General features: G+C 66.9%; 1 protein-coding gene. It reads left to right on the plus strand.

Annotated elements, in window-relative coordinates:
• A partial coding sequence (locus ACODTJ_RS29225; RefSeq protein ID WP_488851743.1) for an extracellular solute-binding protein occupies positions 1-411 on the plus strand: 411 nt, incomplete at both ends.

Genomic DNA, 411 nt, shown 5'->3' on the forward strand with positions numbered 1-411 from the left:
AGGTGAAGGCCGGCGCCGTGACCTGGGACGTGGTCGCCAGCGGCTCCGGCAGCGCCGCCCGCGCCGGCGCCGAGGGCATCCTCGAGAAGCTCGACTACAAGGTCATCGACACCTCGAATTTCCTGCCCGGCACGGCGCAGGATTATTGCGTCGGCGGCGACGTGCTCTCGACCGTGCTCGCCTGGAACACCAAGACCTACGGCCAGAACGGCCCGCAGAGCTGGGCCGACTTCTGGGACGTCAAGAAATTCCCCGGCAAGCGCTCCTATCGCAAGGGCGTGGCCGGCGCGCTGGAGCCGGCCCTGATGGCCGACGGTGTTCCCGCCAACAAGGTCTATGAGGTTCTCTCGCAACCGGGCGGCATCGAGCGCGCGATCAAGAAGATCCGCGAATTGAAGCCGCATATCGCGG

This window comes from Allobosea sp. FG18 (assembly GCF_057809495.1).